General features: G+C 37.6%; 13 protein-coding genes and 4 tRNA genes. All 17 read left to right on the forward strand.

The window, feature by feature from the left end:
- Nucleotides 1–26 precede the first annotated feature (26 nt).
- The 17 genes from ychF to M3225_RS21205 all read left to right on the forward strand — a co-directional run bounded on the left by ychF (nt 27) and on the right by M3225_RS21205 (nt 14,480).
- On the forward strand, nt 27–1,127 hold the full coding sequence (gene ychF, locus M3225_RS21125; RefSeq protein ID WP_251396943.1) for a redox-regulated ATPase YchF: 1,101 nt from the start codon (nt 27–29) through the stop codon (nt 1,125–1,127).
- A 189-nt stretch (nt 1,128–1,316) separates the two neighbouring features.
- On the forward strand, nt 1,317–1,604 hold the full coding sequence (rpsF, locus tag M3225_RS21130; protein ID WP_013059915.1) for a 30S ribosomal protein S6: 288 nt from the start codon (nt 1,317–1,319) through the stop codon (nt 1,602–1,604).
- A 47-nt stretch (nt 1,605–1,651) separates the two neighbouring features.
- Complete coding sequence (ssb, locus tag M3225_RS21135) at nt 1,652–2,152, forward strand: single-stranded DNA-binding protein (protein ID WP_013059914.1); 501 nt, start codon at nt 1,652–1,654, stop codon at nt 2,150–2,152.
- A gap of 66 nt (nt 2,153–2,218) precedes the next feature.
- Nucleotides 2,219–2,458 carry a 30S ribosomal protein S18 gene (gene rpsR / locus M3225_RS21140; RefSeq protein ID WP_013059913.1) on the forward strand — a complete coding sequence of 80 codons (240 nt, stop codon included), beginning with the start codon at nt 2,219–2,221 and terminating at the stop codon, nt 2,456–2,458.
- A gap of 138 nt (nt 2,459–2,596) precedes the next feature.
- On the forward strand, nt 2,597–3,544 hold the full coding sequence (locus M3225_RS21145; protein ID WP_251396946.1) for a YybS family protein: 948 nt from the start codon (nt 2,597–2,599) through the stop codon (nt 3,542–3,544).
- 36 nt (nt 3,545–3,580) lie between these two features.
- A complete protein-coding gene (locus M3225_RS21150) occupies nt 3,581–5,554 on the forward strand; it encodes a DHH family phosphoesterase (RefSeq protein WP_251396949.1) in 1,974 nt (657 codons plus the stop codon).
- Entirely contained in the window at nt 5,551–6,000 is a 450-nt protein-coding gene (gene rplI, locus M3225_RS21155; RefSeq protein WP_013085555.1) for a 50S ribosomal protein L9, read from the forward strand. Before M3225_RS21150 ends, rplI begins: the two co-directional genes overlap by 4 nt.
- A 116-nt stretch (nt 6,001–6,116) precedes the next feature.
- Nucleotides 6,117–7,481 (forward strand): replicative DNA helicase, encoded by a 1,365-nt coding sequence (gene dnaB / locus M3225_RS21160; RefSeq protein WP_013059909.1) that lies wholly within the window; start codon nt 6,117–6,119, stop codon nt 7,479–7,481.
- Between the two features lie 187 nt (nt 7,482–7,668).
- On the forward strand, nt 7,669–8,955 hold the full coding sequence (locus tag M3225_RS21165) for an adenylosuccinate synthase (RefSeq protein ID WP_251396952.1): 1,287 nt from the start codon (nt 7,669–7,671) through the stop codon (nt 8,953–8,955).
- Nucleotides 8,956–9,124: 169 nt separating this feature from the next.
- Nucleotides 9,125–9,197: transfer RNA gene (locus M3225_RS21170), tRNA-Lys, on the forward strand.
- Nucleotides 9,198–9,212: 15 nt separating this feature from the next.
- Nucleotides 9,213–9,284, forward strand: a tRNA-Glu gene (locus M3225_RS21175).
- Between the two features lie 35 nt (nt 9,285–9,319).
- Nucleotides 9,320–9,395, forward strand: a tRNA-Asp gene (locus M3225_RS21180).
- A 4-nt stretch (nt 9,396–9,399) separates the two neighbouring features.
- Nucleotides 9,400–9,472: transfer RNA gene (locus M3225_RS21185), tRNA-Phe, on the forward strand.
- Between the two features lie 262 nt (nt 9,473–9,734).
- A complete protein-coding gene (gene yycF, locus M3225_RS21190) occupies nt 9,735–10,442 on the forward strand; it encodes a response regulator YycF (RefSeq protein ID WP_013085552.1) in 708 nt (235 codons plus the stop codon).
- 6 nt (nt 10,443–10,448) lie between these two features.
- Nucleotides 10,449–12,356: a cell wall metabolism sensor histidine kinase WalK gene (walK, locus tag M3225_RS21195; RefSeq protein ID WP_014457685.1), complete on the forward strand. Its 1,908-nt coding sequence runs from the start codon at nt 10,449–10,451 to the stop codon at nt 12,354–12,356.
- The gene (locus M3225_RS21200; RefSeq protein WP_028411920.1) at nt 12,347–13,714 is read left to right on the forward strand and encodes a YycH family regulatory protein; all 1,368 of its coding nucleotides are present in this window, start codon (nt 12,347–12,349) and stop codon (nt 13,712–13,714) included. Before walK ends, M3225_RS21200 begins: the two co-directional genes overlap by 10 nt.
- Nucleotides 13,701–14,480, forward strand: a complete 780-nt coding sequence (locus tag M3225_RS21205; RefSeq protein WP_116074943.1) for a two-component system regulatory protein YycI — start codon at nt 13,701–13,703, stop codon at nt 14,478–14,480. Before M3225_RS21200 ends, M3225_RS21205 begins: the two co-directional genes overlap by 14 nt.
- Nucleotides 14,481–14,484: the final 4 nt, after the last annotated feature.

Genomic DNA, 14,484 nt, shown 5'->3' on the forward strand with positions numbered 1-14,484 from the left:
ATATATAAAGAGGAGTGAATAAATATATGGCTTTAACAGCTGGAATTGTTGGTCTTCCTAACGTTGGAAAATCAACATTATTTAATGCAATTACACAAGCGGGCGCAGAATCTGCGAACTACCCTTTCTGTACGATTGATCCTAACGTGGGTATTGTAGAAGTGCCCGATCATCGTCTTCAAAAACTTACAGAGCTTGTAAAACCTAAAAAAACAATTCCAACAGCATTTGAATTCACAGATATCGCTGGAATCGTAAAGGGTGCTAGTAAAGGTGAAGGACTGGGAAATAAATTCTTATCTCATATTCGAGAAGTAGATGCAATTTGTCACGTTGTGCGTTGTTTTGAAGATGAGAACATTACGCACGTTTCAGGAAAAGTAGATCCTATTTCAGATATTGAAACAATTAATTTAGAGTTAATTTTAGCAGATTTAGAAACGGTAGAGAAGCGTATTGGCCGTGTTCAAAAAATGGCTAAACAAAAAGATAAAGAAGCAATGTATGAATACGAAATTCTAGAGAAACTAAAGAATGCATTTGAAAGTGACCAGCCAGCTCGTGCTGTTTCATTTACAGAAGAACAAATGAAATTAGTAAAACAATTTCATTTGCTAACGATCAAACCTATTCTTTATGTAGCAAACGTTTCTGAAGATGAAGTAGCCGATGCATCTGCTAACGAATATGTAGCAAAAGTGCGTGAGTATGCGGCAAGTGAAGGTGCAGAAGTAATTGTTGTTTGCGCACGCATTGAATCTGAAATTGCTGAACTTGAAGGAGAAGAAAAAGCAATGTTCCTTGAAGAACTAGGCATTGAACAGTCAGGTCTAGATCAGCTTGTACGTGCAGCGTACGATTTACTTGGATTAGCTACGTACTTTACTGCTGGTGAGCAAGAAGTACGCGCGTGGACGTTTACACAAGGTATGAAAGCTCCTGAGTGTGCAGGTATTATTCATACAGATTTTGAACGTGGATTTATTCGTGCAGAAACGGTATCATACGAGGACTTATTGACTGCTAGAACAATGGGAGCGGCTCGTGAAGCTGGAAAAGTACGTTTAGAAGGAAAAGAATACATCGTAAAAGACGGAGACGTTATGCATTTCCGCTTTAACGTATAAGATTAAAAGCCGAAAGAAGATATTTTCTTTCGGCTTTTTTCTTTGGCGAAAATATGAGCGTATATTTACGAAACAGCCGGCAATGCGTATTGCTTTGCCTATGGTAGTGTGCTATAATTTTAATTCGTGAGTAATATTTTATTGCTCCTTGCCCGTTTCGGGCCGTTAGACCAAAAGGAGGTGACAGTGATGAGAAAGTATGAAGTAATGTACATCATCCGTCCAAGCATTGATGACGAAGCAAAGAAAGCATTAGTTGAGCGCTTCAACGGCGTATTAACTGATAATGGTGCTGAAATCGCAAATGTTAAAGAATGGGGTAAACGTCGTTTAGCATACGAAATCAATGATTTCCGTGACGGTTACTACATGATTCTTGACGTGGCGGCTACTTCAGAAGCAGTTTCTGAATTTGATCGTCTTGCGAAAATCAACGAAGACATTATCCGTCATATCGTTGTTAAACAAGAAGCATAATTAAACGTTTAAATAAATGGGTTTTATTTCCTTAAGGAGTGGTTCTGATGATGAATCGCGTAATTCTCGTAGGACGCTTAACCAAAGATCCTGAATTACGTTATACCCCGAGTGGAGCAGCGGTTGCAACATTCACTTTAGCGGTAAACCGCACATTTACAAATCAGCAAGGTGAACGTGAAGCTGACTTCATCAATTGTGTTGTATGGCGTCGTCAGGCTGAAAATGCAGCGAATTTCCTTAAAAAAGGAAGTTTAGCTGGTGTTGATGGTCGACTACAATCTCGCAGTTACGAAGGACAAGACGGTCGTCGCGTATACGTAACAGAAGTTGTAGCAGAAAGTGTGCAATTTTTAGAGCCGAAAAGTGGCGGTGGGGATACGCAACGCAGTAACTTTGCTAACACTGGAGGATCTGGACAAGGCTCTCCATTTGGAGATAATCAGAACCGTAACTCAGGTAATCAAGGTTATACTCGCGTTGATGATGATCCATTTGCAAATAATGGCGAGACAATTGACATTTCAGATGACGATTTACCGTTTTAATTCGCAGTAGATTATCCGGAGTATAAAATTTTATAGAAACTTTTAAGCGGAAGGAGGCGTATCAAAATGGCAGGTGGACGTAAAGGTGGACGCAACAGACGTCGTAAAGTTTGTTTCTTCACAGCAAACGGCATCACTCACATCGATTACAAAGATGTAGATATGCTTAAAAAATTCGTTTCAGAGCGTGGTAAAATTTTACCTCGTCGTGTAACTGGAACAAGCGCTAAATACCAACGTAAATTAACGATCGCTATCAAACGCGCTCGTCAAATGGCATTATTACCATATGTTTCTGGTGAATAATGAACGGTATAAAAAGAGGCAGTAAGGGAATCCTTACTGCCTCTTTTTACATTACATAGGTGCTCTTTTGCCAAATAGTTGCTTCTTATGAATTGAATCGATAAAATAAATAATAGTCTATATCAACGAGGTGAAGTTGTGAAAGGAATTCGATATATTACAGAAGGAGCAGCTCTTTTAGCGCTGTTTGTGGCGCTGTTGTTAGCGTCTCTCTATATACCTCTTTTGGGAGTGATTTTGGCTTTCGTATTAGGTGTACCCTTTATCGTTTTTACTATGAGACATGGATTTGGAAAAGCTGTTCTCTTTTTTATCGTAGCTGTTTTACTGACTATTTTGTTTGGAACGTTAAAAGCATTACCTATTACCTTTATATTTGGGATAGGGGGAACAATGATAGGTGTGCTTTATGCTAAAAAGCAGTCAAGGTATATTACTTTATTAGGAGGTACCACTGCCTTCGCATTTGGATTTTTATTATGGTTTGTCTTAACTATCTCGTTATTACATATAAATCTATCAGCAGATCAATGGGCCACTACAGTGAATGAGTCTATCGATCGAAGTGTAAAGTTATCGGAAAGCTTAGGTCAGAGTGTAAGTCAGCAGCAAATTGAAAGAACAAAAGACTCTATTTCCATGTTAAAATATATAATTCCTACATTTTTGGTAGTCGTAAGTGCAGTATTTTCACTAATTACTCAGGCTATAGCTGCACCCATATTAAAACGGTTAGGTCATGAAGTAGAAAAATTTCCCCCTATTCGTACATTAAAATTACCTAAAAGTGTTCTTTGGTATTATTTAATTGCATTGGTACTGACTTTTCCTATGTTTAATTTTGAACACGGATCTTTCATGTATATTGTAATTTTAAATATGCTTGCACTGTTACAAATATTAGTAGTTGTTCAAGGGATCTCTTTTATTTTCTATTTCTCACATCAAAAAGGGTATACCAAAGCAATTCCAATTGTTGTAACAATTTTAGCATTAATTATTCCAATTATCCTTCAAATTGTGCGTATCTTAGGTATAATTGATTTAGGATTTAATTTAAGAAAACAATTAGACACAAAAAAGTAGATATTGTGGAACTTAAAAAAGTAGGAGCTGAAATGGATGCCTGTCTTTACAAAAAAGAACGTCATTCGCTATCCATTTTACTCATTGTATAGTATAGCCCTGATTTTAGTAGGTATCGTGACCTATCATAATTGGATCATAGGAATGATAGGCTTTATATTACTACTAGCCTGTCTTTTTCTATACATGAGAATGGAGCGAATGCTGTCCGATGAGTTTGAAACCTATATTTCAATGCTGTCTCATCGGCTGAAAAAAGTAGGCGAAGAGGCATTAATGGAAATGCCGATTGGGATTATGTTATTTAATGATGAATATCAAATTGAATGGACAAATCCTTTTCTAGCATCTTGTCTGGGTGAAGACACACTAGTGGGAAGATCATTATACGATGTAGCCGAAAGTATTATTCCACTGATCAAACAAGAAGTGGAAACAGAAGTTGTTACGTTACATGATCGGAAATTCAAAGTGGTGATTAAACGAGACGAGCGCTTACTGTACTTCTTTGATATTACAGAGCAAATGGAAATCGAAAAATTGTATGAAGAAGAACGAACAAGTTTAGGAATTATCTTTTTAGATAATTATGATGAACTAACGCAAGGAATGGATGATCAAGTTAAAAGTAACTTGAATAGCCACGTAACTTCTATGTTAAATAATTGGGCTCAAGAATACGGTATCTTTATTAAACGTACGTCTTCTGAGAAATTTATTGCGATTATGAATGAACAAATCTTAATTCATTTAGAGCGAAGTAAATTTTCTATCTTAGACCAAGTTCGAGAAGAGACGTCTAAACAAAATATACCGCTTACATTGAGCATTGGTATCGGAGCTGGCGCTGCTGATTTACCTGAACTAGGTACTTTGGCTCAATCTAGCTTGGATTTAGCCTTAGGTCGGGGTGGAGATCAAGTAGCGATTAAACAGCCGAATGGAAAAGTAAAATTCTTTGGGGGCAAGACAAACCCAATGGAAAAACGGACGCGCGTGCGTGCAAGAGTTATTTCTCACGCGTTAAAAGAGCTCATTACAGAGAGTGGAAAAGTGATTATCATGGGTCATAAGTATCCGGATATGGATGCTGTAGGAGCTGCTATTGGGATATTAAAAGTAGCGCAAGTAAATCAGAAAGACGGTTTTATCGTATTAGATCCTGATCATATCGATACAGGTGTTCAGCGAATGCTAGAAGAGATTAAAAAGAAAGAAGGCCTGTGGGAACGATTTATTACGCCTGAAGAAGCCTTAAATCTTGTGAGTGATGATACTCTTTTAGTAGTAGTAGATACGCATAAGCCGTCGCTCGTTATTGAAGAAAGATTATTAAATCGTATTGAAAATGTCGTGGTCATTGATCACCATAGACGAGGAGAAGACTTTATCGAAGATCCTCTTCTTGTCTATATGGAGCCATATGCTTCCTCAACAGCAGAACTCGTTACTGAGCTTCTTGAATACCAGCCAAAACGATTTAAAATTGATATGCTAGAAGCAACAGCACTTTTAGCCGGTATTATTGTCGATACAAAAAGCTTTACATTACGCACGGGATCTCGTACGTTTGATGCAGCGTCCTTTTTACGTTCTCAAGGCGCAGATACGGTTCTTGTTCAAAAGTTTTTAAAAGAAGATATCACGCAATATGTACAGCGAGCGCGCTTTATTGAACATGCAGAGATTTATACAGCAGGTATCGCCATTTCACGAGCCGAACCAAACAAAATGTATGATCAAGTGTTAATTGCGCAAGCTGCGGATACGCTGCTTTCAATCAGCGGAGTGGTTGCTTCGTTTGTTATTTCTAAGCGACGGGATAATCTAATTGGCATTAGTGCTAGATCGCTTGGAGATATCAATGTACAAGTTATTATGGAGAGTCTCCAAGGCGGAGGCCACTTAACGAATGCTGCTACTCAGCTTCAAGACATTAGTTTGGATGAAGCTGAAGAACGGCTTAAACAAGCAATTGATGAGTACTTAGATGGAGGTAAAAAATCATGAAAGTAATTTTCTTAAAAGATGTAAAAGGAAAAGGCAAAAAAGGTGAAGTAAAAAATGTTTCAGACGGTTATGCACATAACTTCTTATTAAAAAATGGTTATGCTGTTGAAGCTACAGGCGGTAATGTAAAAGTATTAGAAGCACAAAAAAATAGAGAGCAAAAAGATGCAGCTGCAGAACTTCAAGCAAACAAAGAGTTAAAAGCAACTCTTGAAGAACTAACAGTTGAATTAAAAGCAAAATCTGGTGAAGGTGGCCGTTTATTCGGTTCTATCACAAGCAAACAAATTGCTGAAGAATTAAAGAAAAAGCACAACATTAAAGTAGATAAGCGTAAAATTGAATTAAACGATGCAATTCGCGCATTAGGCTACACAAATGTACCGGTTAAATTACATCCGGAAGTAACCGCTACTGTAAAGGTACACGTGACTGAACAAAAATAAACGCACGATTGAGAAATAAGTAAATAATATAAAGGGTTGGCGCGGACTTGTATTTGTTCGCGCCAACATTTATGATGAAAGAAAATACTGAAAGAATATAAGAGGGGCATAGAAATATGAGTGATCTTTTTGCTGATCGTCTTCCGCCTCAGAATATTGAAGCAGAGCAAGCGCTATTAGGGGCCATTTTCTTAGAGCCTTCTTCTTTAACCTTAGCATCTGAACTGCTAATACCTGAAGATTTTTATCGGGCATCGCATCAGAAAATCTTTACATGTATGCTGAAACTTTCTGACCAAGGTGAACCGGTTGATTTGGTGACGGTAACGTCTGAATTAGCTGACCAAAAAATCCTAGAAGAAGTTGGCGGCGTATCGTATTTAAGTGATTTAGCTAACTCTGTTCCAACGGCTGCAAACGTAGAGTATTACGGTAAAATCGTAGAAGAAAAGTCGATTTTACGCCGTTTAATTCGTACTGCAACGCATATTGCTTCAGAAGGATATGCAAGGGAAGACGAAGTAGAAGTTTTATTAAATGAAGCGGAAAAAAACATTTTAGAAGTAGCACAGCGTAAAAACAGCGGTGTGTTTCAAAATATCAAAGATGTACTTGTACAAACGTACGATGATATCGAAGTTCTTCACAATCGAAAAGGTGACATTACAGGTATCCCAACCGGGTTTAGTGATTTAGATAGAATGACAGCAGGGTTCCAGCGAAATGATTTAATCATTGTAGCGGCCCGCCCATCGGTAGGTAAAACGGCCTTTGCCTTAAATATTGCGCAAAACGTTGCAACGAAAACGGATGAGAACGTAGCAATCTTCAGTTTAGAGATGGGTGCTCAGCAGCTTGTTATGAGGATGCTGTGTGCCGAAGGAAATATTGATGCACAAAGACTGCGTACAGGCTCGCTTACAGCTGATGACTGGGGAAAGCTCACTATGGCAATGGGGTCTTTGTCCAATGCAGGGATTTATATTGATGATACACCGGGTATTCGAGTAGGTGAAATTCGTTCTAAGTGTCGTCGCTTGAAACAAGAAGGCGGACTTGGGATGATTTTAATTGACTACTTACAGCTTATTCAAGGAAATGGACGAAGCGGAGAAAACCGACAGCAGGAAGTATCTGAAATTTCTCGTGCGTTAAAAGCTTTAGCTCGTGAATTAGAAGTTCCTGTTATCGCCTTATCACAGCTTTCCCGTGGAGTAGAGCAGAGACAAGATAAGCGACCAATGATGTCTGATATCCGTGAATCCGGAAGTATTGAGCAGGATGCCGATATCGTAGCTTTCTTATATCGTGAAGACTATTATGAAAAAGATACAGAAAATCAAAATATTATCGAGATTATTATAGCCAAGCAGCGTAACGGTCCAGTTGGAACCGTACAGCTTGCCTTCGTAAAAGAATACAATAAATTCGTTAATCTCGAGCGGCGCTTTGATGACGCAGGAGTGCCGCCTGGTGCATAAAACCTCTCAATATGAGAGGTTTTATTTTATTGTTATCGCATTCGTTCCGCAAAATACGATATATTTGTAATAACTTTTATTAAATCGTTCGGATTTAATTGACTTTAGCGTGATAAATTGATACACTTATCCATGGTTAAATTATGTCGTAGTGAGCTGTTGCTTACTAAGCGGAGGTGCTTAAGATATGTCTTCAGTCGTTGTAGTAGGAACACAATGGGGAGATGAAGGAAAAGGGAAGATTACAGACTTCCTATCAGAAAATGCAGAAGTGATTGCACGTTACCAAGGTGGGAACAATGCAGGTCACACAATTAAGTTTAATGGTGAAACTTATAAGTTACATTTAATTCCTTCAGGTATTTTTTATAATGACAAAACGTGTGTAATTGGAAACGGTATGGTTGTCGATCCAAAAGCGCTTGTTCAAGAATTAAAATACTTACATGATCGCGGTGTAACAACAGAAAACTTACGTATTAGTAACCGAGCTCATGTGATTCTTCCATATCATTTAAAATTAGATGAAGTTGAAGAAGAACGTAAAGGTGAAAATAAGATTGGTACAACGAAAAAAGGTATTGGACCAGCTTATATGGATAAAGCAGCACGTGTTGGTATTCGAATTGCCGATTTACTAGACCGTGAAGTATTTGAAGCAAAATTAACACAAAACTTAGCTGAAAAGAATCGCCTTCTTGAAAAAATGTATGAAGTAGAAGGCTTTACATTAGAAGAAATTTTAGATGAGTACTATGAGTATGGTCAACAAGTGGCAAAATATGTTGTTGATACATCAGTAGTATTAAATGATGCGTTAGACGAAGGACGTCGTGTACTATTTGAAGGCGCACAAGGTGTTATGTTAGATATCGATCAAGGAACATATCCATTTGTTACATCTTCAAACCCGGTAGCGGGTGGAGTAACAATTGGTTCTGGTGTAGGTCCATCTAAAATCAAACACGTTGTAGGTGTATCAAAAGCGTATACAACTCGTGTTGGTGACGGTCCTTTCCCAACTGAATTAACAAACGAAATTGGTGATCAAATCCGTGAAGTAGGACGTGAATACGGTACAACAACTGGTCGTCCTCGCCGTGTAGGTTGGTTTGACAGTGTAGTTGTACGTCATGCTCGTCGCGTTAGCGGAATCACAGACTTATCTTTAAACTCAATTGATGTATTAACAGGAATTGAGACGTTAAAGATTTGTGTAGCTTACCGTTACAAAGGGGAAATTATGGAAGAATTCCCTGCTAGCTTAAAAACACTTGCAGAATGCGAACCTGTATATGAAGAGCTTCCAGGTTGGACAGAAGATATTACGGGTGTGAAAACATTAGATGAGTTACCTAATAATGCTCGCCACTACTTAGAGCGCGTGTCTCAATTAACAGGTATTCCTTTATCTATTTTCTCTGTAGGTCCAGATCGTACACAAACAAATGTATTACGTGGTGTATATAGCTAAATAAAAAAGGTTAGCTCCTCGTGAGCTAACCTTTTTTTATTTATAATTGGCGCTTTGTTAACAAGATTTTTAAAAAAAGCTCAATAATAAAAAGAAAGTTTTAAAAAAACTATTGCATTTATATAAAACATCATGTTATTATAATAAACGTCGCTAAGAGATATAACATGAGCCATTAGCTCAGTTGGTAGAGCATCTGACTTTTAATCAGAGGGTCGAAGGTTCGAGTCCTTCATGGCTCACTTTTGTTACAACGTGGCCCGTTGGTCAAGCGGTTAAGACACCGCCCTTTCACGGCGGTAACACGGGTTCGAATCCCGTACGGGTCATTTTTAATATTTTTAATACATAGCACATAGACTGAGGTCCCGTGGTGTAGCGGTTAACATGCCTGCCTGTCACGCAGGAGATCGCGGGTTCGATTCCCGTCGGGACCGCCATTTTGGCTCGGTAGCTCAGTTGGTAGAGCAAAGGACTGAAAATCCTTGTGTCGGCGGTTCGATTCCGTCCCGAGCCATCAAAAAGCATGACTTTATTTAAAGTCATGCTTTTTTCTTTTATTTACATTTAAAAGAAAACGTTATTTGCTTTGTATCTCTTTTGTGGTAATATATTACTTTTGTATTTAGAGATGGTTGAAAATCATATATCTTCATGTATAGTAGAGGATGAACTTGTGACGTTTCAAGGGTTATCAAGTATAATAAAACTACGGTATTCAAACAGTATGAATACTATCTTTTATATTTTGCTTCAACTAATAAAGGAGAACGATGATCATGGATAAACGTATTTTAGTCGTAGATGACGAAAAGCCGATTGCAGATATTTTAAAGTTTAATTTGCAAAAAGAAGGTTACGAAGTATTTTGTGCTTACGATGGCGTAGAAGCACTTGAAAAAGTGGAAGAAGTACAGCCTGAAATGATTTTATTAGATATTATGCTTCCTCAGAAAGATGGAATGGAAGTTTGCCGAGAAGTGCGCAAAAAATATGATATGCCAATTATCATGTTAACAGCAAAAGACTCTGAAATTGACAAAGTTTTAGGTCTAGAATTAGGTGCAGATGATTATGTAACTAAGCCGTTCAGTACGCGTGAATTATTAGCACGTGTAAAAGCTAATTTACGTAGACATCAGCAGGTAGCTGTTCCAACAGAAGAAAGCGAAACGAATGAAATTACAATTGGAGCGCTTGTTATTCACCCAGATGCCTATATCGTGTCTAAGCGTGGAGAAACGATTGAACTCACTCATCGTGAATTTGAGCTGCTGCATTATTTAGCGAAGCACATTGGACAAGTCATGACGCGTGAACACTTGCTGCAAACCGTATGGGGTTATGACTATTTTGGTGATGTGCGTACGGTAGATGTAACAGTTCGAAGATTACGTGAAAAAATTGAAGATAATCCGAGCCATCCAATGTGGATTGTAACAAGACGTGGAGTAGGCTATTATTTACGCAGCCCAGAGCAGGAGTAATTTTAGATGAAGAAAGTAAGGCTCCTGCAATCTATTCATTTAAAGTTTGTATTGATTTATGTGCTGCTCATTTTAATTGCGATGCAAATTATTGGGGTCTATTTTGCAAGACAATTAGAAAAAGAATTAGTTAACAACTTTCGAACGTCTCTTCAAGAGCGGACAGACTTGCTGACGTATAATATTGGACAAGAAATGGTGAAAAATCGTGATGATGATTCACCCACTCTTGAGGAAGACTTAAAGACTATTTTACGAGATTTTGCTTCAAGACCCAATTTAGCTTCAAATGATATGAATGACATCTCTGAAGTAAGAGTCATTGATCAAAATAGAAGAATTATTGCTACATCGAACTCAAATCCTCAACAGATCATAGGTAAAAAGACAAATGATTTAGCGATTACAAATGCATTGTTAGCAGGAACGAACTCTGATAATGTATTTGTTGATCAAAGCGGACAGCGAATCAGAGTTATGATACAGCCTATTCGTTTACAGGATAAAGTAGGTGCCAGTCAATCAAATTCAACTAATAAAAATGGAAAAGTTCAGTCTAGCGAAGAAATCTTAGGTGCTATTTACTTAACAGCTTCTATGGAGCCTGTTTATGATCAAATGAGTAATATCAATCAGATCTTTAAGGCAGGTACGGTGATTGCTCTTTTTATTACAGCTATTTTAGGCGTGTTTTTAGCTCAGACGATTACTCGTCCAATGTCTGAAATGAGAAAACAAGCACTTGAGATGGCCAAAGGGAATTTCACGAGAAAAGCTAAGGTATACGGGTATGATGAAATTGGTCAGCTAGCTCTCACATTCAACAACTTAACAAGAAAGCTTCAAGAAGCACAGGCAACTACAGAAGGAGAGCGCCGTAAGCTTAGTTCGGTATTAGCTCATATGACGGACGGCGTTATTGCGACGGATCGAAAGGGAAGAGTAATTTTAATTAATGATCCAGCCGCAGCTATGCTAAATGTTTCACGTGAAACGGTTTTGTCTGATCCAGTTGTTTCCCTATTAGATCTTGAAGAAACGCATACGTTTGAAAGTTTGCTCGCTAATCAAGAGTCATTAATTTTGGACTTTAGTACAAAATCGGATCCCTTTATTTTACGAGCTACCATTTCCGCTATTCAAAAAGAGACAGGCTTTATTAACGGGATTATCATTGTCCTGCATGACATTACAGAGCAGGAGAAAATTGATCAAGATCGCCGAGAATTTGTAGCGAATGTTTCACATGAATTGCGTACGCCGTTAACAACGATGCGCAGTTATTTAGATGCACTTGCAGATGGAGCTTGGCAAGATAAGGACTTAGCTCCGACGTTTTTAAATGTGACACAAACGGAAACAGAACGAATGATTCGTCTCGTTAACGACTTGCTTCAATTATCTAAGCTAGATAGCCAAGACTATCGATTTAGCCGTGACCCAATCAATTTTGTGAAGTTCTATCATTACATCATTGATCGCTTTGAAATGACAATTGAACAAGGTATTTCGTTCGTGCGCGACTTGCCAAATGAAGCAATCTATGTCGCTATCGATCAAGATAAAATTACACAAGTATTAGATAACATTATTTCCAATGCAATAAAATATTCACCTGAAGGCGGAACCATTACATTTTCAATTGCTCAGCATACACATGAAATTGTTGTGAGCATTAAAGACCAAGGTATGGGAATTCCAAAATCAAATTTAGCTAAAATTTTCGAACGCTTCTATCGTGTAGATAAAGCACGAACGCGTAAATTAGGCGGAACAGGATTAGGGCTTGCTATTGCCAAGGAAATTATTGAAGCACACGATGGACGCATTTGGGCAGATAGTCAGGAAGGAAAAGGAACAACGATTTACTTTACTCTTCCGATTGAAAGTGAGAATGATGACGAATGGGAATGAGATATGAACATATCAAAACGGCCATCTTAGTTGTTCTCGTCGCTTCCAGTTTAATTATGACGTATCATATATGGACGTATCAGCCTTCTTATAAGGTCATTTCAAAAAATCAACATTTGCAGGAAGTTGAAGTGAGTTCAAAAAGTAAAATAGAAGATCATATTCTTCCAACAGAAGTCCTCTATCATCGAAACGATAATCACTACATGTCTCACGATGAAGATGATGTAAACAAATGGGTAAATGAAATGAAAAAGTGGAAATTTTCGAATGTGACGGACGTTTCGGATGCTATTTCGCCTGATGGATTTTTAAATTATGTCCATGGAAGTAATTCTATTGAAGTGTTGTATCCAGACGCGCTCCCTTTGAAAACATTTCAACAGCTTTTTTCATTTTCTCAAACGTCTTTGCCTAATCAAACATTTGACCGTGTACTCATTAAAATTAAGCGTACACCTTCCTTTTTCGTGAGCGTATATCTTGTGAATTATGAGCAAAAAAAGATTTATTCGGTTACAGTCAAGAATTTGGCCAAAGATGATATCAAAGAATTAGAAGATAAAATGAAACGTACGTATGCCCCGAGCCTTGTATATAAAGAAAACAAAAACCGATATATCTTCCTTCCGGAAAACAATATTACGATGAATAGTGAAGTCTACTATACGAGCATGAGGCATTTAGATATTGAAAAATATAAAGAAGCGCTTTTTAACAACCCGGACTATGCACGGAAAGAAACGTCTACAAACCGAGATGTCTACACCGAAGGTACAAAAGTGATTAATGTCAATACGAAGACAGATGTGATGGAATATGTGAATCTTGTAAATTCCACGACCGAGGTAATGGAAGATTATAATTTAATAAATCGTAGCTTTAGCTTCGTTAATGACCACGGTGGCTGGACAGAATCTAATTACCGATTCAACAGCTGGAATCGTATTACAAAAGAAATTAGCTATCGTTATTATAAAGATAACTATCCAGTGTACAGCAATCAGGGAATGACTGAAATATATCAGAGATGGGGAAATGCGGAGATTTTAAATTACCGTCGTCCTCTTTATCGTTTTGTAAGAGTACAGGATTCGAGTGTAGAAAAGCTGCAGTCATCTCAAAAGGTTATTCAATTAATTGAAAAACACCAAAACTTTGACCCGAATCTGTTAAAAGATATTTCAATAGGCTATCAGCTAGAAGAAGTGTCACAGCAGCCGAAAACCGGTGAAAAGACGGTTGAGTTTAATTCTAATTCTGTCAAACTCGTTCCTTCCTGGTTCTATTATTATAATAGCAAATGGTATCGAATTGCACCGCCGACCGAAGGAGGCGATAACGATGGATTGGAATAGAACAAAAACCATCTTTATTTTCACTTTCTTGATTCTTAATATTTACTTAGGCTATCAGATATTTAAAACTCATCAAGAAGATCAGTACTCTCTATTTGTAGAGTCGAGTGTTGAAGAACAATTAACGAGTGAAGGCATTGAATATAAACATTTACCTACAGATGTGAAAGAAGCTTCATCGTTAAATGCTAAAAGCAAACTGTTTAAAGATGAAGACTTAAAAAAGCTCAAAGAACAAAAAGCAGCGCTGCTTGAGGAAAAAACAATTCGGAGCGTATTAGACAAACCTTTTTCAGTGCCTGAAAAAAATACAAAAGCAAAGCTAAGTCAATTTCTAAAACGATATGTGCTCTCTGGTGAGGATTATGAGCTATGGAATGTTAATAAAGAGAAAAAAACAGTTACATTCTTTCAACAATATAAGAAGCACAAAATCTATGATAATGAAAACGGCATGATCATTGCTCATTTAAATGATAAAGGCGAAATTGTTTCATATGAACAAACGATGTTAGGTTCTGTGAAAACGTTGGATGATGAGCAGGATGTTTTGTCTCCTTTAAAAGCATTGGAAAATTTGTTTTTGAAGGATGAATTGAAAAAGAAAGATAAAGTGACAGACGTAGAGTTTGGATACTATACGTTTGATCTGCCGCTATTAAATTCTCAAGTTTTAGCACCAACTTGGCACATTGTTGTAAATGGAGATACGAGTTATTTTGTAAATGCCTTTGAAGGGCAGATCATTAAAAAAGGAAATAAATAAGTAT

This window comes from Priestia aryabhattai, assembly GCF_023715685.1.
In the GTDB taxonomy this organism is placed as follows: Bacteria; Bacillota; Bacilli; order Bacillales; family Bacillaceae_H; genus Priestia; species Priestia aryabhattai_B.

Coding starts and splice junctions, on each gene's coding strand:
- ychF (WP_251396943.1), top strand. CDS start 27: ATGGCTTTAACAGCTGGAATTGTTGGTCTTCCTAACGTTGGAAAATCA.
- rpsF (WP_013059915.1), top strand. CDS start 1,317: ATGAGAAAGTATGAAGTAATGTACATCATCCGTCCAAGCATTGATGAC.
- ssb (WP_013059914.1), top strand. CDS start 1,652: ATGATGAATCGCGTAATTCTCGTAGGACGCTTAACCAAAGATCCTGAA.
- rpsR (WP_013059913.1), top strand. CDS start 2,219: ATGGCAGGTGGACGTAAAGGTGGACGCAACAGACGTCGTAAAGTTTGT.
- M3225_RS21150 (WP_251396949.1), top strand. CDS start 3,581: ATGCCTGTCTTTACAAAAAAGAACGTCATTCGCTATCCATTTTACTCA.
- rplI (WP_013085555.1), top strand. CDS start 5,551: ATGAAAGTAATTTTCTTAAAAGATGTAAAAGGAAAAGGCAAAAAAGGT.
- dnaB (WP_013059909.1), top strand. CDS start 6,117: ATGAGTGATCTTTTTGCTGATCGTCTTCCGCCTCAGAATATTGAAGCA.
- M3225_RS21165 (WP_251396952.1), top strand. CDS start 7,669: ATGTCTTCAGTCGTTGTAGTAGGAACACAATGGGGAGATGAAGGAAAA.
- yycF (WP_013085552.1), top strand. CDS start 9,735: ATGGATAAACGTATTTTAGTCGTAGATGACGAAAAGCCGATTGCAGAT.
- walK (WP_014457685.1), top strand. CDS start 10,449: ATGAAGAAAGTAAGGCTCCTGCAATCTATTCATTTAAAGTTTGTATTG.
- M3225_RS21200 (WP_028411920.1), top strand. CDS start 12,347: ATGGGAATGAGATATGAACATATCAAAACGGCCATCTTAGTTGTTCTC.
- M3225_RS21205 (WP_116074943.1), top strand. CDS start 13,701: ATGGATTGGAATAGAACAAAAACCATCTTTATTTTCACTTTCTTGATT.